The sequence below is a fragment of the Alkalimonas sp. NCh-2 genome, from assembly GCF_039631345.1.
Classification (GTDB): domain Bacteria; phylum Pseudomonadota; class Gammaproteobacteria; order Enterobacterales; family Alteromonadaceae; genus Alkalimonas; species Alkalimonas mucilaginosa.
The window spans coordinates 110,948-131,427 of record NZ_JBDIUV010000001.1 but is presented as its reverse complement, the minus strand read 5'-3'; the positions used below and the strand labels follow the sequence as shown (position 1 = coordinate 131,427).

Genomic DNA, 20,480 nt, shown 5'->3' with positions numbered 1-20,480 from the left:
TTAGATTTTGATGACAGCTGTGTGGATGCAACCTGCTGAGAATGAGCAGCGCTATGATCTCTTTAGCCCGGTCGTAATGCCGTTAGCGGCGGCATTTTTGTGGAACAAGCACTTAATGGTGCAGTTAAATTGCCGTGGTTACGCTACTGCGCAGTTTATGCAGCCGGAGCCGGCCAAGTATGCGCATGCGCCTAATCTTGAAGCCAAAACCTTTATGCAACCGGAGCAGCCTTATTACGCGCATCACCCGGGGCGTTTTGTCTACATCAAAGATGAGCAAACCGGGGACATTTTTTCGATCCCTTATGAGCCGGTTCGCAGCAAAGCCGACCGCTTTGTCTTCTCTGCCGGTAAAAGCGATATTCGCTGGCAGCTGGAGCAACTGGGTTTGCAACTGGAATGGCAGCTGAGTTTAAGCCCTGATCAACCGCACGAGCTATGGCAACTGACCGTGACAAATTTGACCGGGGTGCCGCGTCAGTTGAGTGTCTACCCCTACTTTCCAGTCGGGTATATGTCCTGGATGAATCAGTCGGCCCGGTTTGAACCCGCTTTGAGTGCCATTGTTTGCTCATCGGTTACGCCCTATCAGCAATACCCCGACTACTTTAAAAATAAACACCTGAAAGATAAAACCTTTTTACTAGCGGAGCAGCAGCCTGACAGCTGGCAATGTGCCCAGCAGGCATTTGAAGGCGAGGGCGGCTTGCATGCACCGGATGCCTTGCAACAAGCAGAGCTGGATGGCGGCGATGCTTTGTATGAAACCCCGGCTTGTGTGATGCAATACCGGTTGCAACTGGCAGGGCATGCTCAGCAGCAGTATCGCTTTGTGTTTGGCCCGGCGCTGGATGAAGCGGAGATTGCTGCGGCCCGTCAGCGCTACTTTTTAACGCCAGATGGCTTTACCAAAGCTCAGCAACAATACAGTGACTACATTGCACAAGGACAAGGGTGTTTACAGATCGAAACGCCGGATGCGGCGCTGAATAACTTTGTGAATCACTGGCTGCCACGCCAGGTGTATTATCATGGTGATGTGAACCGCCTGACAACCGATCCACAAACACGGAATTATCTGCAAGATAACATGGGCATGAGCTATGTGCGGCCAGCGGCTTTTCGCACCGCCTTATTAACAGCCCTGGCGCAACAACACAGCAGTGGCGAGATGCCAGATGGCATCTTATTGCATCCGGATGCAGAGCTAAAGTACATCAATCAGGTACCACATACCGACCAATGCGTCTGGTTGCCGGTATGTTTAACCGCCTATCTGGCAGAAACCAACGACTACGCTTTGCTAGAAGAAACAGTTGCTTTTAGCGACAGCACAGAGCCAGTCAGTGTCTTTGAGCATCTGTGTCGGGCTATGAGCTGGCTGCTGCATAAACGCGATGCCAGAGGCCTTAGCTTTATTGAGCAAGGCGACTGGTGTGATCCGATGAATATGGTCGGTTACAAAGGCCATGGGGTATCGGGTTGGTTATCCTTGGCAGCGGCTTATGCGTTGAACTGTTGGGCTGCCATTTGCCAGCAGTTGGGGGAGCATCATCGGGCGGAACACTACCGGGCCGATGCTGAGCGCTTTAATCAGGTAGTGAATCATTATCTGTGGGATGGCAAATGGTATGGTCGCGGTATTACCGATGACAAGGTACTGTTTGGTGTGAGCAAGGATGCCGAGGGGCGTATTTATCTAAACCCGCAAAGCTGGGCCATGTTAAGTGGGGCGGCTAACGCTGAGCAGGTGCAACTGATGTTGCACGAGATTGATGAGCAGCTAAACACCCCCTTTGGGGTACAGATGCTGGCGCCGGCCTACACCGCGATGCGTGATGATGTTGGCCGGGTGACGCAAAAGCATCCGGGCTCGGCTGAAAATGGCTCGGTGTATAATCATGCGGCAGCGTTTTATCTGTATGCACTGTATCAGGTGAACCAGCCTGATAAAGCTTACCAGGTGCTCAGACAGATGCTGCCTGGCAGTGCTGAGCAAGATTACCTGCAACGCGGCCAATTACCGGTATTTATTCCCAACTACTATCGTGGTGCTTATCAGCAGTTTCCGCGCACGGCCGGGCGCTCCAGCCAGTTATTTAATACTGGCACTGTGCACTGGGTGTACCGCTCACTGATTGAAGGTTTGTTTGGTGTGAAGGGGTGCCCTGAGGGGTTATCGATCCAACCGCAGTTACCAGCTGAATGGCCGGAGGTGAAGTTAGTACGGCAGTTTCGCGGTGCGACCTTTCACATCCTGATGCGCCGGCAGCATGGGATCAATCAAATGCAGCTGACCGTCGATGGTCAGTTGCAGCCAGCGCCGCTCATTACCGATATTATGGCTGGCCAAAACTATCAGGTGGACGTGTTACTACCGATGGCGCACCCTCAGTGGTAATGACGTAAAGTTTAATAAACAAGGAATTGGCATGATTCGCATTGGCTTATTAGGTGCAGCGCGTATTAGCGAGAAAGCAATTTTTCAGCCATTGCAGCAATTAAGCGGCTTTGCGTTGCAGGCTGTGGCAGCATCGTCGGTAGAAAAAGCCCGTAATTATGCCAGGCAACATGGCATTAAGCAGGTGGCAAACAGTTACCGTGCGCTGCTGGAGCGGGATGACGTAGATCTGATTTACAATGCACTGCCACCTTCTGAGCATGCGTATTGGACCATACAGGCGCTGCAGCAGGGCAAGCATGTCTTGTGTGAGAAACCTTTTGCTATGGATGCAGCAGAAGCCGAGACCATGGTGCAAGCGGCGCAAACATCCGGCAAACTGTTGCTTGAAGCCTTTCATTACCGCTTTCACCCGTTATTTATCGAGGTCATGCGCTTGGTACAGGCAGGTACCATTGGTTCGGTTGAGCATGTACGGGCTAATTTCTCGGTACGGATCCCGTTTTTTGCTGGTTCACTGCGCCACGAGCCCACACTAGGTGGTGGTGCCATGATGGATTTAGGCTGTTACCCATTGCATTGGGTGCGGACTGTGATGGGCAGCGAGCCTAAGGTCGTTCGTGCAAACTGCATCACTGCAGCCTCGATTACCGGCAGGGAACAAATTGATGTCACCATGCAGGCCAGGCTGCAGTTTGCCAATGGATGCATGGCGGATATTGGCACCAGCATGGCAGAGCACTTAAGCCGTACCGCCGATACCTCTTTGAGCCTGGAGGGGACTTTAGGCAGTATCAACGTTACCGGGCTTATCACACCGCACTTAGCAAATAGCATCAAAATTACGACAGCCGAAAAGGAGCAGTACTACAGCGTCGCTGGTCACAGCACCTATTATTACCAGTTGCTCCATGTTTTAGATTGTTTGCAGGGGCGCGCCACGCCACTCACTGGCGGTGCAGATGCCATTCATACGATGCAATTGTTGGATGCTATTTATCAACATGCAGGGTTATTGAGCCGTGGACGTTGTCGGAGCCGCTAATCATAGTGTTCAGCGCATCCGTTTCGGTATGGGTCGGCTGGCAGGCTATGCGATCCATTATCAATGGCTAGCGTTCGGGTAAAGCTGCTTCTGCTTTTTGGGCATGGTAGCTTGCGATCGCTTGGTTCAGTTTTGTCATAAAGTCGGGTTCTTGTAACCTTCGCCCTGATAGCTGCCGTTGGTAACATAGGTATAAGGAGGGTAATCCGGCATCGCCATTCGTAAGACAGCATTTTCAGCCCCTGCAGAATAGGCCGCTAGACAACACCATAAACCAAGTAATAACCGCATGAGTGTCTGATCCTTAGTGTGACTCACTAGCTCGGTCACTTAAGCTTAGTGGATGACTATCCGCTTGGATAGTATTGGTGTGAGAGAGGGGTATTGGCTAGCTCGCTGGATGAACTTGTTACAGGCAGGGGCTTGTTGGCATCTATTTTGGTAGCACAGGCAAGCTGTGATTATGGCGGCATGCGTTGTAAAATGGCTGTTGCATGTGTTGGTTTCTGGCGTGCAGTTTTTAGCAGGAGAGCACAGTGGTAAAAGCAGTAATTTTTGATATGGATGGAGTACTGATAGACTCCGAGCCTATGTGGCAACAGGCCGAGCTGGATGTGTTTGGCCGCCTTGGCGTAACATTGCAACCGCATCAAACCAAACAAACTGCGGGCATGACTACCCGGGCTGTTACCGAGTACTGGTACCAGCAATCGCCCTGGCAAGGTGTAAGCCTGGCCGATACTGAAGCGGCAGTGATTTCTCAGGTGGCGCAATCCATAGCCAGCCGGGGCGAGGCCAAGAAAGGGGTGCTGCGATTATTGCAGCAATTACAACAGCAACAGTTGCCGACGGCGCTGGCTACCAATTCATCGCAGTACCTGATGGATACCACCCTCGATACTTTAGCCATTCGGCATTATTTTGCTGCACACTGTTGTGTCGAGATGGTGGCACAAGGCAAGCCAGCCCCGGATATTTACTTGCTGGCTGCCAGTAAACTGGAGGTAGCACCCGCCGACTGCCTGGTATTTGAAGACTCTTACACCGGCATCAGTGCAGCCAAAGCGGCCGGTATGACGGTGGTGGCGATTCCGGCCGCCGAAGAGTGGCACCATGAAAAGTTTGGTATCGCTGATGTGAAAATCCGCTGCCTGTCGGAGTTTGATATGCGCCTGTGGCACTAAGCTCTCAGGCGCAAACCAGGGGACGCAATGCTGTTAATGCAGTTTAAGTTTAGGCCGCACAGCCCGGTTCATTTTTTCCACCAGTACCAGCAGCATGCCTTTCCACCAGCCATGAATGGCAATTTGGTGCATGCGATACAGGGAGATATAAACAAAGCGCGCCAGCTTGCCTTCAATAAACATGCTGTTGCCGGTCAGGTTGCCCATCAGGTTGCCGACGGTACTGTAGCGGCTTAAATTGACCAGTGAACCGTGATCTTTATAGACAAAAGATTTAAGCGGTTTTTGCCGGCGTTGTCGCACAATATTCTGCCCCACCAGACTGGCCATTTGATGAGCTGATTGAGCGCGCGGAGGCACCCAGCTGCCATCCTGTTGTTGGAAACCGCAACAATCACCAAGGACATAAATGGCTTCCTGTCCTTTGGCCTTCAATTCCGGCGTGACCAGAATTTGCTGCAAGCGGTTCAGCTCAAAGATGCCAAGTCGGGCAATGAAATCCGGCACCTTGACCCCAGCCGCCCACACCATCATTTCGGCGCTAAGTAGTTGATTATCGGCCGTGATAAAGCCTTCGGCAGTGGCTGCGCTGACTTTGGTGTTTTCCAGTACTTCCACCCCAAGCAAACTGAGCTCTTTGCGGACTGCATCGGCGATACGCTTGGGCAGTGCAGGCAGAATGCTGGGACCTGCCTCCAGCAGATGAATTTTCAACTTTTGGGCGCTCATACCGGATAAACCATAGCGCTTGGCCAGGGCGGCCACATGATACAGCTCGGCGGCCAATTCGACCCCGGTAGCCCCGCCGCCGACAATGGCGATATTCAGTGCCCGGTCATCATTTTGTTGACTGAAACGGACAAAGTTGTTCATTAAAGCCCGGTGAAAGCGTAACGCTTGCGGGGCGGAATCAAGGAAGTAACAGTGCTGGCTTACGCCCGGGGTCTTGAAATCATTGCTAACACTGCCAATCGCCAGCACCAGGGTATCGTAGGGGAGGGATCGTTCGGCAACCAGCAATTCCCCTTCATCGGTATAGATAGCCGCAAGTCGAATGTGTTTTTGCCCGGCATCTAAGCCAATCAATTCGCCATGCTGGAAGTGGTAATGATGCCTGGCAGCGTGGGCACTGTAGATCACGCCGTCGGTGTCGGTATCCAGCGAACCGCTGGCCACTTCATGCAGCAGAGGTTTCCAGATATGGCTGGTGTTTTTATCCACCAGGGTGATCCGTGCTTTGCCGGATTTCCCCAGTGTTTTTCCCAGCTTGGTTGCTAATTCAAGCCCGCCGGCGCCGCCTCCAACAATCAGGATAGTTTGCATGGTGATACTCCATTTTTTTTAAAATCATAATTTCCCCTGGAGCGGCCTTTGTGATTGGCATAGGTGGCAGCAATTGATGCGGTATGATAAACCTTTCAAGCTAGTAACACTATGTGTTTGCAAAGGCAGAAGCAGCTAAGTAGGGGGTCAATGCAAGGAGGCGGTTACTTCGGACTCAGCTAGTTTCGCTGCCACCATGTTTGGCTGCCAGCTCATCCAGCTCTGCCAGGGTGTAATCAAAGCCCTGATCGTCAAATTGATAGCGAACCTGCACTACCAGGCCGCCATCCAGCAGCCGGGTGGCAACATCGGCCACTGGCCAGTGCTTCAGTCCATGCAAAAAGCGTGAGGCGATTTGAGTGTTTGGAAAGCGGTAACAAATGTCGTTGGTCATGCCAGCACGCCTTGGTTTCATTGGTTTGGTACAGATGCGGTACATTAGGGTTGCTGGGCATGATTTCAAGTCTCAACTGACCAACAGGCGGGCAATGCTGGTGCGCCAGTAATGGTAGCAGCTTTGTTGTTGTACTTTGCTTAGTTTGGGTGTGAACTGTGCCGAGCCTTGCCACAAGTGGGTAACGTCACTGAGCTGTGGGTACCAACCCAGCTGCCAGGCCGCTAGAAATGCGGTGCCAAACGCAGTGGCATCACTGTGTTGGCTTGGGGTGATGGTCTGTTGTGTCAGATCGGCCAGGGACTGCAAAAAACAGTGGTTCACGGTCATACCGCCATCGACCCGTAAATCAGCAATCCGGATGCCATCTTCGGCCATTGCCAGCAATAAATCCTGTGTTTGGTAGGCCACACTGCGCAAAGCGGCTGCGCACAGCTCGGCTTTGCCGCTGTTTCGGGTCAGTCCAAAGATGGCAGCCTTCACTTCTGGCTGCCAGTAGGGGGCACCCAGGCCGGTAAAGGCTGGGATCAGCAGTTCGGTTTGCTGGTAGTCGACCCCCTCGGCCAATGCTTCAGTATCGCAGGCTTGCTGAATGATGCCCAATTTATCGCGCAGCCACTGCACAGTAGCGCCGGCCATAAAAATACTGCCTTCCAGTGCGTAGCAAGTGTCACCCCGAATACGCCAGGCGACGGTACTTAGTAGCTGGTGTTGGCTGCACAGTGCCTGGGCGCCGGTATTGACCATCACAAAGCAACCGGTACCGTAGGTGCTTTTTCCCATGCCAGAGGTGACGCAGGCCTGGCCCAGCAAGGCGGCTTGCTGATCACCCAGCAGGCTGACGATGGGGATGGGATGACCAAACAGCTCGGTACTGCAATGGCCAAAGTCGGCAGCACTGTCACGGACTTCGGGTAAGAGGGGAGCTGGGATCTGAAAAAGAGTCAGCAGATCCGGATCCCAGCATTGCTGATGAATATTAAACAGCAGGGTGCGGCTGGCATTGCTGGCATCGGTAGCATGCACTGTGCCAGCTGTTAAACGCCACAGCAAAAAGCTGTCTACTGTGCCAAAGCAGAGTTCACCGGACTCCGCGCGCTGCTGTGCGCCGGGGATCTGCTGCAGCAGCCATTGCAGTTTGCTGGCAGAGAAGTAGGGATCGGCCAGCAAGCCGGTTTTGGCGCGAATGCTGGTTTCATGCTGTTGCTTTAGTGCCTGACATCGATCGGCGGTGCGTCTGTCTTGCCAGACAATCGCCGGGTACAGTGTTTTGCCACTGGCTTTCTCCCACAGCAAGGTAGTTTCCCGCTGGTTGGTCAAGGCCAGGCCTGCGACCTGCTCGGGCAGAATGTCGTTTTGTTGCAGCAGCTGTCGAATGCAATGGAGCACGCTTTGCCAGATTGCCTCCGGATCCTGCTCTACCCAGCCCGTGTGGGGATACTTTAGCGGCAACGCTTCGCTGCAACTGGCCAGTGGGCGCAACTGACGGTTGTACAGCACAGCCCGGCTAGACGTTGTGCCCTGGTCGATGGCGATAATATAATCCGACATGCTGAAAACCTCTGTAAAGCTGGAGAATGACTGGACTACCTTTAGTCTGGCAGTAAATGCAAAGCTGGAGCACAAGACCATAACCGCTGATCGGTTCGCTTTCAACGGTGCCAGTATGAGGAACTAAAGTCAAAAATAGTGGCGTAACCAACGCTCAATGCTGCCATTCGCATGAATGTCGGCTAATACCCGGCGGATGGCTTCGGCTTTGAGTGGATTGGTGTTGCTGATGGCACAATAGCTGGGTTGGGCATAAGACCAGATCTGGTCAGCTGCCAGTGCCTGGGTCTCTGCAGAATCTTTATTGGCATTCATGTAGTAGTTGTAAGAAAAGTCATCGGCAATTACCACGTCCACCCGATCCAGCTGCAGCCGCTGCAAATTCTCTTTCAGGCTCAGGGCATCATCTCTGCTGGCACCGGCTGTGGCGAATAACGCTTCCAGCTCCGGGTAGTGAAAACCTCTGGAGGTGCCTATTTTTTTAAGATACAAATCAGCCAACTGACGAAAGGGTGCTGTGGATGCTTTACGTATTAGTAAGTCAACCGTGGTATACAAGGGTTCAGACCAGAGCATGGTTTCAGGTTCACGGACCCATTTGGGGCTGGTGAAACACCATAGATCGGCTTGACCGGTCTGGATCCACTGTTCGGTTCTGGCTCTTGGGATGCTAAGGTACTCAATTTCCAAGCCCAACTGATGTGCCACTTCATTACTGATATCAATCACCAGGCCGGTTTTAGTGGCCTCATGGCTATAAATAATGAATGGCGGTGTATTGGTTTCACTGATCAGAGCCCGCAAGCTATCAGCTGCAGCCGGTAAGCTAAGCAAAAGCATGGCGAGGAAAGGCAGGATGCGCGTCATCGCTGAGATCTCAGCCTAACCGGTAATACTGCCGCTGCATCTGGTATCTGGCGTTGGTTGATAAAAATGGCAGACCCCCGGATGGTCTTGGCTTGTTGTTTTACGGCTGTTGCCTGCTCTGCGACATCGTGGTGGCTGCTACAACAAGCTTTGGGTGTGGCTAAGCCGATAGATAGGGTTATTATAGGATAAAATGACGCCGCGCCAAGTTTGTTAATGGCATAGTCAGTGACTTTTTTCATGCACAAGCACATGGTTTGGCGTGAATAGACAAATAATGTGTTGTTAAATTTGAAACAGCTGGGTAAGCTGTCTTTAGGGCAAAGCTTTACGGCGTATTGTTAGTGGTGTTTTAAACGACTGTATTATTTTTTATTGCTTGTTATTGAATAAGTTAGATACAGGAGTGATGGTTTTTAATGATGGTTGAGGTGTTGCATTGGAGCGTCTGAAGCGTTTTTGTTTATTAACAGAGCAAGATTTGAACTCCCACTCAATACAAGCAGTACGCCTCAGTGTATTACGAATTATCATCTTGACGGGTGTATTATTGGTTGGGGGGATTGTTTTACACAGCAGTCTGAAAGCCTATGCGATTGGCGCCTATCATATTATTGCCATTACATTAGCATTCTACTCTGCACTTTTAATTTCGTTGCTATTCTCGCTGCGTTATCAATTGATCAGCAGTATTATGCTGATGGTGGCTGTATTTGGCGCCGGCTTGTGTATTGTGTTGTTTGTCCAGGATTTTGAGCTATCCAAGCTTGGTCTTTTGTTTGTCTACGCAGCGCCTTTAATCAGCCTGATGCTTTTCCCTCTCCGGGTTACCATCATCATCATGCTGCTAAACTTTATTCCCTATGCCTTTTTATTGTTCTGGCCAACACCGATCACGATTGTAAGCCTCTCGATTGAATTACCTGATACCCACCATTACATCCATACCTTGTTGTTTTTGTTTTTTAATCTGTGTATCCCACTATCGATTTTGCGGGTTTTTTCCACTTTAAAGCGCAATACCCACCAACTACGGGCTCTGAACGAGCAAGTGACGCACAGCAATCAGCTGTATGAAGAGGTGTTTGAAAACAGTCATCTTGCTACTGTATTAACTGATCAGCATGGCACTATTTTAAAAGCAAATACGAAAGCACAGCGCTTGCTAAAGCTGGAGCATGGTAGCGACATGAACTTGTCTATGGTGCTAACACCAAAAGACAAAGATGGCTCTGGTCAGGATTTCTGGTTGACTCAGGATTGTGAGTGCCTGACTTCTGATCAAAGCTCGATAGTCCTGAAGCATCTTGCGACGACAGAGAAAAAGCACCTTATTTTTCAGTTGGAAGATATTTCTGTGCTGCGCGAGTTAAATCATCGTATCTCAAGCAATGAGCAGCAGCAAAAGCGTTCTCTTAGTTACGATGCACTGACCCAGTTACCCAATTTAAGCTTTTATAGCCGCTTAATTAGCAAACATCTTCAGCAACAGCCGGAACGATTGTCCGGGGTGTTGATCATTGTGCGGATTTGCAATATCAAACAGTTTAATCAATCACATGGTTACAGTGCCGGGGATGCTTTGCTTTTAGCGTTTGCGAAAAAAGCCAGGGCCGTTTTACCTGCCAAAGTGCTGATTGGACGAATCAGGGGGGTCAAGTTTATTTTATGGAGCCCTTTGCCGCCAGGTGCTGATGTCGCTGCCTATGCTAAGAGCTTGTATCAGCAGCTGCCAACGGCTTTGCCGGTTAAAAAGGTGCACTTAAACCTGGCTTATGAGTTTGGTGTTACAGTGACACCAGCATCATCCAACTGCATAGAGCAGTACATTGAACAATGTGAATCAGCCTTAGAGTTTGCTGATTATCACACCAACCCGGTCGCATTATTTAACCCTGTTGCATTCGCAGAGCGTAAAGCAGAGCTGCAGTTGGTGGATGAGCTAAAAGCTGCCTTGAGTGCCCATGAGCTGTGCTTGTGGCTCCAACCCAAAGTCAATGCCGCTGGGCAGGTATACAGCTTTGAAGCCTTGTTACGCTGGGAGCGTGCGCCGGGTCAGTTTGTGCCAGCGCAGCGGGTAGCTCAGTTGGCAGAGCAATATGGTTTTATTGTGCCTTTGTCGAGCTTTGTCCTGAATGAAGCTGTCAGGATCCTGACGCAATGGCGTGACAAAGGACTCACATTTGAGTTATCCATTAATCTGGCCGGCCCCGACATTATTGATGCACTGTTTTTTGCTGAACTGGTGTCGCTGGCGACACATCAGCCATGGCTGGTGGATGTGCTGGAGCTGGAGTTAACGGAGACCAGCATCATTATTCAGAGCCAGTTGATGTTTGAAAAGCTAAGTGTCCTGAAGAAGTTGGGTTTTAACCTGGCGATTGATGACTTTGGCACCGGCCAGGCCTCATTAAGTTTATTAACAAAACTACCTGCAACCACCCTGAAACTGGACCGAAGTTTCTTAACCGGTGTCCCGGATGATGCCCTGCAAGTTAAAGTGCTGCAAACCACCATTCAACTGGCAAAGGCTCTGGAATTGAAACTGGTGGTAGAGGGGGTGGAAACGGATCAGCAGCGTCGTTTTTTACTGCGATTAGGCTGCGAACGCATGCAAGGCTATTTATTTGCCAGGCCTAACACCCAGGCCTATTGGAACCGGCAAAAACTCTTTCAGCCAAAGCCGCTTATCAAGCATCAACAACAGCAATCCCATGGTGTGGCAAAGCAGCTTCCCGCCTGAAAATAGCGATGGATAGGTTAGGAAGCAAGCCAGGATTGCCAGTTCCGCCTGGCTAAACTATGATGGTTATCTTTTGTTCGCACTCAGGTAGCTATTCCTATGACCATGCCAGTATCCTCTAAACCCCGACTCTGGATCTGGTTGCTTTGGCTGGTGCTATTTTTCAGTGCCTGGCTCTATTTGGTGCTGGGGCAGGGGCTTTGGCCGGTAGCGCTGGAGCACTGGCCAATGGCGCTGGCGATGGCGATTGGCAGCTACGCAGCCGGTTCCACCCCGATGGGCGGTGGTACCGTTGGCTTCCCGGTGTTGGTGCTGTTGTTTGAGCTGCCGGCCAGCCTGGGGCGTGATTTTAGTTTTGCCATTCAATCCATTGGCATGGTCAGCGCCAGTATTTTCATTCTGGCCAGGCGCCAGCCCATCGCCTGGGCCATGCTGAAAGGTGCCATGCTGGGTTGTTTGTTGGGCTTGCCGCTGGGTATCTTTCTGTTAGCACCTCTGGTGCCGGAACTGTGGATCAAACTGCTGTTTGCGGTGGTGTGGGCCAGCTTTGGTGTGCTGCACCTGTGGCGCTTGCAGGAGATTGCCGGCCATAGTGGCATGACCGAATTTGACGAGCGCTGGGACTTTCGGCTCGGGCTGAATATCGGGGTACTGGCGGGGGCTTTGGTGGTCTCAGTCACTGGTGTCGGCATTGATATGGTGCTCTATACCGCTTTGGTGCTGATCAGCCGGGCCGATCTGAAAATCGCTATTCCTACTTCGGTCGTGATTATGGCCTTTGCCTCGGTGCTTGGCGTGCTTATTAAAGTAACGCTTGGCCCTGGCCTTGCGCCCGGCGTGTTTGAAAACTGGCTGGCTGCTGCTCCCGTGGTCGCCTTGGGGGCACCGCTCGGTGTCTATATTGTGGCGAAAATTGGCCGCAAGCCGACCTTGCTGGTGGTATCCACCCTTTGTGTTGGTCAGTTTGTCTGGACCCTCTATTCCGAGCAAAGCGTGCTGGGTTTCGGTGGCATGGCTGTAGCTTTGCTGGCAGTGGCGATTTGTCTGTTTGGCTTTGAACACCTGCGCCGTTTTGGCGCCCGTTTGGCCGGCGAGCGCTTGGTGGCTGCGCAAGTGCAAGCTGCCGCGCAAAAGGCCGATCTGAAACCGGAGGCTGCATCAGTGCCGGCGGACTCTAAGGCACCTGGAGTCTAAAACATCGCGCTCTAATCAGCAGCTGCCACTGCATAGCGGCTGGCCAGCCGGCTTTCACCCAGGCCACTTTTACACGTCACTACCAACTGGGTGGGGATGCGCTCTTTCATCGCTTCAATATGACTAATCACCCCAATCATCTTGCCGCTGGCATTGAGGTTATCCAGTGCATCCAGCGCAATATCCAGCGTTTCGCTGTCCAAAGTGCCAAAGCCTTCATCCAAAAATAATGAGTCGATGCTGGTTTTGTGGCTGACTAAATCCGACAGCGCCAGCGCCAGTGCCAGACTGACCAGAAAGCTCTCGCCGCCAGATAAAGTGCGGGTATCGCGCACCGCATCGCCTTGCCAGGTATCCAGTACGCAGAGCTCCAGCCCTTCGCCGGCTTTGCGTTGCAACTGATAGCGGCCATGCAATCGCTGCAGTTGCTGATTGGCAAGATAAATCAAATGATCCAGCGTTAACCCCTGGGCAAACTTGCGGAATTTGGCACCATCGCGTGAGCCTATCAGCCCATGCAAATAGCTGAGATCGTCCAGCTGCTCGCGCTTAGAGCTGATGTCTGACAGCAATTGCTGCTGCTCGGTGCGAAGCCGCTCATCCTGCTGCAACTGGCCGCTGATGCTGCCAAGCTGCTGGTTCAGGGCATCCAGTTGCTGGTGCAGGTTATCGAGTTGCTGCTCGGTGTCGCTGGCATCGGTTTGGGCATACTGGCTGGCATGGGCATCATCCTGCAATTGCTGCCACTGGCGATCGAGCTGCTGCCTGGCAAATTCTGCCTGTTGCTTTTGCTGCAGCAATTGCTCACGCAGTTGCTGCAGTTGCTGCTTATCTTCAGGGGTGAGCAGCGCAAGCAGGAAGCTGTGCTCGTCGGCAAAAATCGAAGCCTGCAAGGCCTGCGCAAACGCCTGGCGCTGCTGCTGGCTGCGCTCTTGCCATTGCTGTTGGCTCTGTTGCAGGCTTTGGATGCTGGCGCTTAGCTGATCCCAGGCCTGTTGTTGCTGCTGACGTTGCAGCTCGGCTTGTTGCAGCTGGTGCTCAGCTTGCTCCAACCGCTGCATGCTTTGCTGGCGCTCGACAGCGGGATCCTTATCGGCAAACAGCTGCTGCCGTTGCTTCTTTAATTGGTCGAGCTCTGCGTCACTTGCTTGCAGCAAAGCACTGCGGCTTTGCAGCCACTCTGTCAGCTCCTGCTGCTGTTGCTGCAAATACTGGGTCTCGCTTTGCTGGCGCTCTAACTGCGGTTTTAAATCGTGCAACTGCTGTTGTTTGTGTTGCCACAGCTCGGCATCCTGCTGTTTCCTAACAAGGAAGTCGGCAAAATCAGCCGGCGCTGGCAGGCTTTGCTGCAGTGATTGCAGCAGTTGACTGATGTGTTGCCACTCGGCGCTTAGCTCTTGTTCCAGCTTACTTAGTGCGGCTTGCTCGCTAGTCAGCCGCTCTTGCTGCTCTGTTTGTTGCTGATGGCACGCCTGGTGCTGCTGCCTGGCTTGCTGCAGTTGGTGCTCCAATTGCTGGCAGTGCTGCTGTTGTTGCTGTAATTGCTGGTTCAGTGTGCGTAGCTGCAAAATACGGCCACTAAGCTGCTCGAGTTCTGCCTGCTGGTTGCTTAAAAGCGCGCTTAGCGCTGTGTCGTCGTCAATCGCCATGGTCGCTGGTACGGCGGTCTGCCTGGCCAGGCACTGCTGCCATTCCTGCTGCAGCTGCTGTTGTGCAGCGACCAGTTGCTCGCAGGTCGTTTGAAGCTCAGCCTGATGGCGCTGGCAGCTATCCAGCTCCGCCCGCAGTTGTTTGCCTTGCTCTTCCAGGGCTTTGAGTTCAGATAAAGCCTGATCGCGCTGCTGAAGGTGCTCCGCCGGGTTGTACGCATGCCCATCCAGTGCCGGGTGCTGCTCGCTGCCACAGAGCGGGCAGGGGCTGCCGGGTGCAAGCTCCGAGCGGTACTGCGCCAGTTGCTCATCTTGCGTCACCAGCTTGCTCAGGGCCTCGCTCAGTTGGCGCTGCTGGCGGTATTGTGTTGTCAGGTTTTGGTGTTGCTGCTGCAATGCTTGCAGGTTTTGGCTCACTTGCTGCAACTTCAGCTGCTTTTCCTGCTGCTGGGCGGCGTTTTGTTGGTAATGCTTTTGCACTTGCTGCAAGGCATGCCAGTGGGGCAACTGTTGGTTGATAGCATCCCGTGCGGCTTCGTCCTGCTCCAGTGGACGGCCTTGTCCAACTTCTTGCAGCAATTGCTGTGTCTCTGCGACTTGTTGCTGCGCCGGTTGCAACTGCTTTTCCAATGCCTGGCAGCGGTTGCTTAGTTCCGCTGCTTTGGCGCTGCTCTTTGCCAGTTGCTGCTGGCAGTGGGTCAGTTGTTGCTGCTTTTCGCTCAGTCGTTGCTGCAGTTGCAGGCAGCTTCGATGCAGCTGTTGCAAGCGGCCCAGTTCACGGCCAAGCTGGGCATCGGCCTGGTGTTCCTGCAGGTAGCTATCCAATTGCTGCAAGGTTTTGCTCAGTTCTGTCAACTGCTGGGCTTTATCCTTAAGCTGCTGCTCCAGTTGCTGCAACTTTTGCTGCTGGCTGCTGTACTCTGCCTGCTGTTGTTGCTGCTGAGCGGTCCGTTGCTTCAGGTTAAGATCCAGCGGTACCACCTGCTCGCTTAGTAGCTGCTCCAGCGCTTTGTGCTGGCTTTTGGCTTCTTGCAGCGCTGTCTGCTGTTGCTGCATTTCGGAAGTGGCGGTGTTAAGCCGGGCTTCCTGCTCGGGCTGCTGCTGTTGGCGCTCGTTTAACTGCTCTTCGGCCTGCTGTGCATGCTGCTGGCTATCTTGCCAGCGCTGATACAGACCACGCAACGCCTCGGCTGGCTCACTGTCAGCCAGCCGCTGCAGTGCCGGGGCGGCTTGCTGCTGCGCTTGTTCGGCTTGTTGCCAGGCGGCGCGGGCTGCTTGTTGCTGCTGTTGTGCCTGTTGGCAGGCCTTATGCCAGGCCAGTTGAGCCCGAAGGCTGTCTTGCTGCTGGCGCAATGGCTGCAGTTGTTGCTGCAGGCTCTGTTGCTGCGTTTTCAGTTCGGTTTGCTGGGCATCGGTTAGCAGCTGCATGCCATCGGCTTTGGCGCTTAAGGTGTCCAGTTGCTGTTTGGCCTGGCTGAAACGCTCGTGCACCAGCATCGAGATCTGGCCATAAATTTCGGTGCCAGTCAGCTCTTCCAGCAGTTCGGCGCGCTCACTTTCATTGGCCAGCAAAAAGGCGGCAAACTGGCCTTGCGACAGCATCATCGAACGGGTAAAGCGGGCAAAATCCAGCCCGGTCAGTTGTTCAATCTGTTCATTTTTTTGCTTTAGCTGGCTGGCCAGCACCTTGCCGCTTGAAACTTCCGCCAGCTCCACATCGGCCGGTTGCAGCTTGCCATCGGCCTGGCCGCGGGCACGGCGCATGCTCCAGTGAGCACGGTAGACGGTGCCTTTAACCTCAAACTCCACTTCGGCCAGGCAATCGCTACAGCCGCGGGTCATAATGTCGTTGCTGCTTTGGGTGATAAGACCTAGCCGTGGCGTTTGGTGATAAAGCGCCAGGCAAATCGCATCTAAAATGGTGGTTTTGCCGGCACCGGTTGGCCCGGTAATGGCGAAAAGGCCATTGTCGGCAAAAGGTGGCTCAGTAAAATCAATGCGCCACTGGCCCTTTAAGGAGTTGAGGTTGGCAAATTGCAGGCTCAGAATTTTCATGCCGGGTTCTCCCCGCTGTCTCCCTGTGCAACATCATTCAGTACCTGAGTAAACAGCTGCTCCAGCCGTGTTTTTCGGGCGTAGGTGTTTTCATCGTCGAAGTGCTCCAGCGCCAGCCGGCGTTCAAACACCTGCTGCGGGGTCAGCTCGGTCAGGGTTTCCTGTTGCTGCTGGCTCAGCGACTGGCGCTGTTTGCTGCGGGCCCGGCGCAGCTGCAGTACGTCCACCGCTTTCCCGTCGCACAGTGCCTGAATCCGTTGCTGCAGATCGGGCAGGTAATCATCCAATGTGACTTCAATGCTGAGCCAGGTAGGCTGCTCTGCTTGCTCCGGGTACTGGCTAAGTTGCTGCTCCAGTTCGCTCAAATTGCCTTTTAGCAGAGCCATGGCCTGAAAGCGTGGTACTTCGAGCGGTTTCACTTCCTCAAGTTTGCCATCGGAAAATTGCACCAGCAGCACCTGCTTGCTGCTACCCAGCTCATCGAAACTAAGCGCAATCGGCGAGCCGCTGTAACGAATATGTGGCTTTTTGCCGACGATTTGAGGCCGGTGAATATGGCCAAGGGCAATGTAATCGGCCGGTGGAAAAGCATCGGCGGCAAAGCCATCCAAGGTGCCTATGTATATATCGCGCACCGACTCGGACTGACTGACCCCCAAAGCACTCAAATGGCCTGTCGCCACGATCGGCAGCGGCTTTTCTAATGCCTCACGCTTGCTCAGGGCCAACTGGTACAGCTGTTGGTAGTGTTGTTGAATGGCCGAACCCAGCGCCTGGCGTTTTGCCAGACCACTCTCGCCGGCACGGCTTTGCAGCACATCGCGCGGTCGGACAAAAGGCACGGCGCACAGCAGGGCACCAGGGCTGCCATCGCGTTTTGGCAGGGTCAGCAGTTGTTGTTCGGGATCATCAGTGACACTGGCCACCACATAGGTGTTGAGGCAAGCCAGCAACTGGCGCGATTCATTCAATACCGATACCGAATCGTGGTTGCCGCCCAGCACCACCAGGCAGACACCCAGCCGGTTGCAGGCCACGACAAATTCATTGTACAGCTCGCGGGCATAACTGGGTGGGGTGCCGGTATCAAACACATCACCGGCCACCAGGATGGCATCGACCTGCTGCTGCTCTGCCTGTGCCAGCAGCCAGTGCAAAAAGGCCTGATGCTCGGCTTTACGGCTTTTGGTGAAAAAGCTTTGGCCGAGATGCCAGTCGGAGGTGTGGATAATTTTCATGCGGACTTTGTGATTACCTAAAGATTTTGTCGTAGACTACCATAGCACCTGTTGTCGGATCACGATCTCTGCGGCTGTCGTTCATTACAAAAGGAAGCTCTATTCATGATTACACCTTTCTATGCTGCTTTACTGGTCTTGCTGTTCATTGTGCTGGCCATTCGAGTGATCCGTTTGCGCAGGCGCTTTCAGGTGGCGCTGGGAGACGGAAAGCACAGTGAGTTAAGCCGAGCCATTCGGGTACATGCTAATTTTGTGGAGTATGTGCCACTGGCATTGCTTTTGTTGTTTTTTATCGAGCAACAGGGGAGTGCTGCCTGGTTGGTGCATGGGTTAGGTATTACCTTGTTGGTCGCACGAGTATCGCATGCCTGGGGCGTGAGCCAGCTAAAAGAGCAGTTAAATTTTCGCGTTACTGGCATGCTGCTGACCTTTGCAGTTTTATTGTTGAGTGCTAGTTTGCTGCTGTGGCAGTTTGTCGGGTTTTGAGTCAATCAAGATGAGTTAATCAAGGGGGGCAATCAAGGGGGGCAATCAAGGGGGGCAATCAAGTGGGCCCTCAGACTCTGACCCCTTGATTAACTAGAAAAAGTCCCGGCAACCATCCGCCAATAGATTATGACTAATAAGGGAAGGTATGAGTAAATATTATGAATGGGGTGTATTCAAAAATATTTATCTTGAGGATAGCTTCGTTCTCCGAATTGACGAGTCTGAAGAGGAAATTTCATTCACAGTTGATGCGGTGCTAACAGAAAAGCATCCAAAGCACGCTCCTCCGAGTCAGTATGAGCAGTATTGTTACAAAAAAGCCAGAATTGTATTTAAAGGCTTGAAAAGTGTCAGATGGCTGGAAAAGAATAGCATGCTGTTTACCGATGCTGATGGTAGTGAAGACTATGGGAATATTGATTCTTTTGAATTGTCGTCAGAAGGGTATCGCCTTTTGGGAGATTGGGGAGAGGCAATTATATGTTCAGACCCTCCTGATTTTGAATTAACGTAATTTTCCTGTTATCCCATTCAGGAATCAAGGGGGCAGAATCAAGGGGGTGTCCCGTTCATATCGTTCACATATGAAATACTTTCCACGGAGCAGTTAGGGCAACAGGGCGGCTTCCTGCCACACGATCCTGATAGTGTGATTACATCGACGACAACGCCTATTGCTAATGCAAATGATGTGCCTGGGAATGTAGGTGGTTATCCGGTAAGTGAGTGGATAGCACCGAATACTGAGACCACAGAGCAAGGTGGGTTATCATCAAATACTGGAACTTCGGTGCATGAGGGGCATTGGAGTGATAGTATTTATTTTAGTAAAAGTGGGGATACATGGCGTAATCCGGTAACAAACCAAATTGAACCGTTACCTGAAGGAACCAAGATCCATAAGGATCATATTTTTCCCAAAAATGAAATTAAGAAATTACCAGGTTTTGATCTATTGACCCCTGATGAGAAAAGGTTGGTTCTGAGTGATCCTGATAATTACCAGCTTATGCCTGCATCGCCTAACTGCTCAAAAGGATGTACAGTGGAAGGTACGGATAGATCTTGGAATCCGAGTGAAAAAGTTGTCCCAGGAGGACTAAATCCTGATTATCGAAATTGGTTGAAAGATAAGCAGGAGGAATCTCAAGAGAGATTACAAACTATAATTGATAAATTACTGAATGGTGGATAATGATTACACTGGCGGATATTGAACATTATTCAAGTTTTTTTTCAACTAAGCTGGATGACTTACCTTCTCGTGTAATAGAGAAGCTTGAGCAAAAAATAGGAATATGTCGATGTGGTGATTATATGACAGCACTCGATAAGGGGGCGGAATGGTTGTTTGAGTATACCGCGAAGTATCAACCACTAACGGGTAACATTCTATCAAAAGGAAAACTGTTTCTTTATGGCAAGCCAGCAGAGCGCTGGGATAAAACCAATCCTGACAATGACTATTTTCTTCATTGCGGGCTGGAGGTTAATGGTTTCGTTCTAGGCATTTATCGGAGCCCGATTGGAGATAATCCTGATGATATTGGATATAAGGTCAAACTTGAACGAATAAACCAAAATTTAACAAGGAAATGGGGCAAGCCGACTGTTATGGAAGAGCGGCATCTGAGCTTACCTTTTGAAATCAGCCAAGCCTATTACAGCAGGTTTGATGGATTAAATGTTCCTTTAACCGCTGCACATGGTATCTATACCAGATTATTGCCATTCCCTATCCATAGACCATGGCAGTCGATTGATGGCTATTTAAGTCAGATACGTTTGAAAAGCAAATTGGAATTGGTACATGAATGGTTTCCAGGCTGCAAACCTAAACGCAAGTCAGATCCCTACACCAAGCTTATGATCTTTCTTGACACCCGTCCGACATTAAGTGGTAAAGAAGGCGATATTTTCTTTGTGAAGAACCATATACAAGATGGCGTTATCTATTACATCCGCGATGGCGACATTGATAATTTAATGGTCCTGACTGAGCCGGTCGAAGCTATTGATAAATATTGTCATCATATATTGATGCGTAATGATGGGAGGTTTGACTTTATGCCTTATATCAGTAAATTTATTGGCTGATGAGCAAACCAACATCCAATATGATGCTGCTGTCCCGTCCAAGTGTCCAAAGAAGTAATCTCGCCATTAGTTGCCGGCTTTTACGTTCGGCGTAAACATATCCCTGATGATCGCCAACTGGCCCGGACGTCCACTGTCCGGGCGTTTACACCGGAATGAGCTGTGCGCCCTCGCTCATCCCGGGCGGCACTCATCCAACAGCAAAGAAGCCGAAACCACCGCCTTAGGGCAAAGCTATGGGGTAAGC

General features: G+C 51.8%; 16 protein-coding genes. 9 read left to right on the top strand and 7 right to left on the bottom strand.

What is annotated here, in order from left to right; all coding sequences use genetic code 11:
- Nucleotides 1-10: 10 nt before the first annotated feature.
- Complete coding sequence (locus ABC502_RS00700) at nt 11-2,401, top strand: NdvB protein (protein ID WP_345914575.1); 2,391 nt, start codon at nt 11-13, stop codon at nt 2,399-2,401.
- Nucleotides 2,402-2,432: 31 nt separating this feature from the next.
- The gene (locus ABC502_RS00695; protein WP_345914574.1) at nt 2,433-3,446 is read left to right on the top strand and encodes a Gfo/Idh/MocA family oxidoreductase; all 1,014 of its coding nucleotides are present in this window, start codon (nt 2,433-2,435) and stop codon (nt 3,444-3,446) included.
- 135 nt (nt 3,447-3,581) lie between these two features.
- Here ABC502_RS00695 and ABC502_RS00690 read toward each other — a convergent pair whose 3' ends face one another.
- The gene (locus tag ABC502_RS00690; protein WP_345914573.1) at nt 3,582-3,737 is read right to left on the bottom strand and encodes a hypothetical protein; all 156 of its coding nucleotides are present in this window, start codon (nt 3,735-3,737) and stop codon (nt 3,582-3,584) included.
- Between the two features lie 245 nt (nt 3,738-3,982).
- Here ABC502_RS00690 and hxpB point away from each other — a divergent pair, with 245 nt between their 5' ends.
- Nucleotides 3,983-4,630, top strand: a complete 648-nt coding sequence (gene hxpB / locus ABC502_RS00685) for a hexitol phosphatase HxpB (protein ID WP_345914572.1) — start codon at nt 3,983-3,985, stop codon at nt 4,628-4,630.
- A gap of 33 nt (nt 4,631-4,663) precedes the next feature.
- Here hxpB and ABC502_RS00680 read toward each other — a convergent pair whose 3' ends face one another.
- The 4 genes from ABC502_RS00680 to ABC502_RS00665 all read right to left on the bottom strand — a co-directional run bounded on the left by ABC502_RS00680 (nt 4,664) and on the right by ABC502_RS00665 (nt 8,765).
- Nucleotides 4,664-5,953, bottom strand: coding sequence for an NAD(P)/FAD-dependent oxidoreductase (locus ABC502_RS00680; RefSeq protein WP_345914571.1), 1,290 nt, complete (start codon nt 5,951-5,953; stop codon nt 4,664-4,666).
- Nucleotides 5,954-6,128: 175 nt separating this feature from the next.
- Nucleotides 6,129-6,347 (bottom strand): hypothetical protein, encoded by a 219-nt coding sequence (locus ABC502_RS00675; protein ID WP_330088176.1) that lies wholly within the window; start codon nt 6,345-6,347, stop codon nt 6,129-6,131.
- A gap of 72 nt (nt 6,348-6,419) precedes the next feature.
- Nucleotides 6,420-7,898: a glycerol kinase GlpK gene (gene glpK, locus ABC502_RS00670; protein WP_345914570.1), complete on the bottom strand. Its 1,479-nt coding sequence runs from the start codon at nt 7,896-7,898 to the stop codon at nt 6,420-6,422.
- A 129-nt stretch (nt 7,899-8,027) separates the two neighbouring features.
- A complete protein-coding gene (locus ABC502_RS00665) occupies nt 8,028-8,765 on the bottom strand; it encodes an ABC transporter substrate-binding protein (protein ID WP_345914569.1) in 738 nt (245 codons plus the stop codon).
- A 535-nt stretch (nt 8,766-9,300) separates the two neighbouring features.
- Here ABC502_RS00665 and ABC502_RS00660 point away from each other — a divergent pair.
- Both ABC502_RS00660 and ABC502_RS00655 read left to right on the top strand, forming a co-directional pair.
- Complete coding sequence (locus ABC502_RS00660) at nt 9,301-11,508, top strand: EAL domain-containing protein (protein ID WP_345914568.1); 2,208 nt, start codon at nt 9,301-9,303, stop codon at nt 11,506-11,508.
- 99 nt (nt 11,509-11,607) lie between these two features.
- The gene (locus tag ABC502_RS00655; protein ID WP_345914567.1) at nt 11,608-12,702 is read left to right on the top strand and encodes a sulfite exporter TauE/SafE family protein; all 1,095 of its coding nucleotides are present in this window, start codon (nt 11,608-11,610) and stop codon (nt 12,700-12,702) included.
- Between the two features lie 11 nt (nt 12,703-12,713).
- On the opposite strand, the gene ABC502_RS00650 is transcribed toward ABC502_RS00655, so the two are convergent.
- Both ABC502_RS00650 and sbcD read right to left on the bottom strand, forming a co-directional pair.
- A complete protein-coding gene (locus ABC502_RS00650; RefSeq protein ID WP_345914566.1) occupies nt 12,714-16,406 on the bottom strand; it encodes an AAA family ATPase in 3,693 nt (1,230 codons plus the stop codon).
- Nucleotides 16,403-17,644 (bottom strand): exonuclease subunit SbcD, encoded by a 1,242-nt coding sequence (gene sbcD, locus ABC502_RS00645; protein WP_345914565.1) that lies wholly within the window; start codon nt 17,642-17,644, stop codon nt 16,403-16,405. The genes ABC502_RS00650 and sbcD overlap by 4 nt, the downstream gene beginning before the upstream one ends.
- A 105-nt stretch (nt 17,645-17,749) precedes the next feature.
- On the opposite strand from sbcD, the gene ABC502_RS00640 reads away from it, so the two are divergent.
- The 4 genes from ABC502_RS00640 to ABC502_RS00625 all read left to right on the top strand — a co-directional run bounded on the left by ABC502_RS00640 (nt 17,750) and on the right by ABC502_RS00625 (nt 20,233).
- The gene (locus ABC502_RS00640; RefSeq protein ID WP_345914564.1) at nt 17,750-18,133 is read left to right on the top strand and encodes an MAPEG family protein; all 384 of its coding nucleotides are present in this window, start codon (nt 17,750-17,752) and stop codon (nt 18,131-18,133) included.
- Between the two features lie 148 nt (nt 18,134-18,281).
- Nucleotides 18,282-18,650, top strand: coding sequence for a hypothetical protein (locus ABC502_RS00635; RefSeq protein WP_345914563.1), 369 nt, complete (start codon nt 18,282-18,284; stop codon nt 18,648-18,650).
- A gap of 135 nt (nt 18,651-18,785) precedes the next feature.
- On the top strand, nt 18,786-19,331 hold the full coding sequence (locus ABC502_RS00630) for a hypothetical protein (RefSeq protein WP_345914562.1): 546 nt from the start codon (nt 18,786-18,788) through the stop codon (nt 19,329-19,331).
- Nucleotides 19,331-20,233, top strand: a complete 903-nt coding sequence (locus ABC502_RS00625) for a hypothetical protein (RefSeq protein WP_345914561.1) — start codon at nt 19,331-19,333, stop codon at nt 20,231-20,233. Before ABC502_RS00630 ends, ABC502_RS00625 begins: the two co-directional genes overlap by 1 nt.
- The last annotated feature ends 247 nt before the right edge of the window (nt 20,234-20,480 follow it).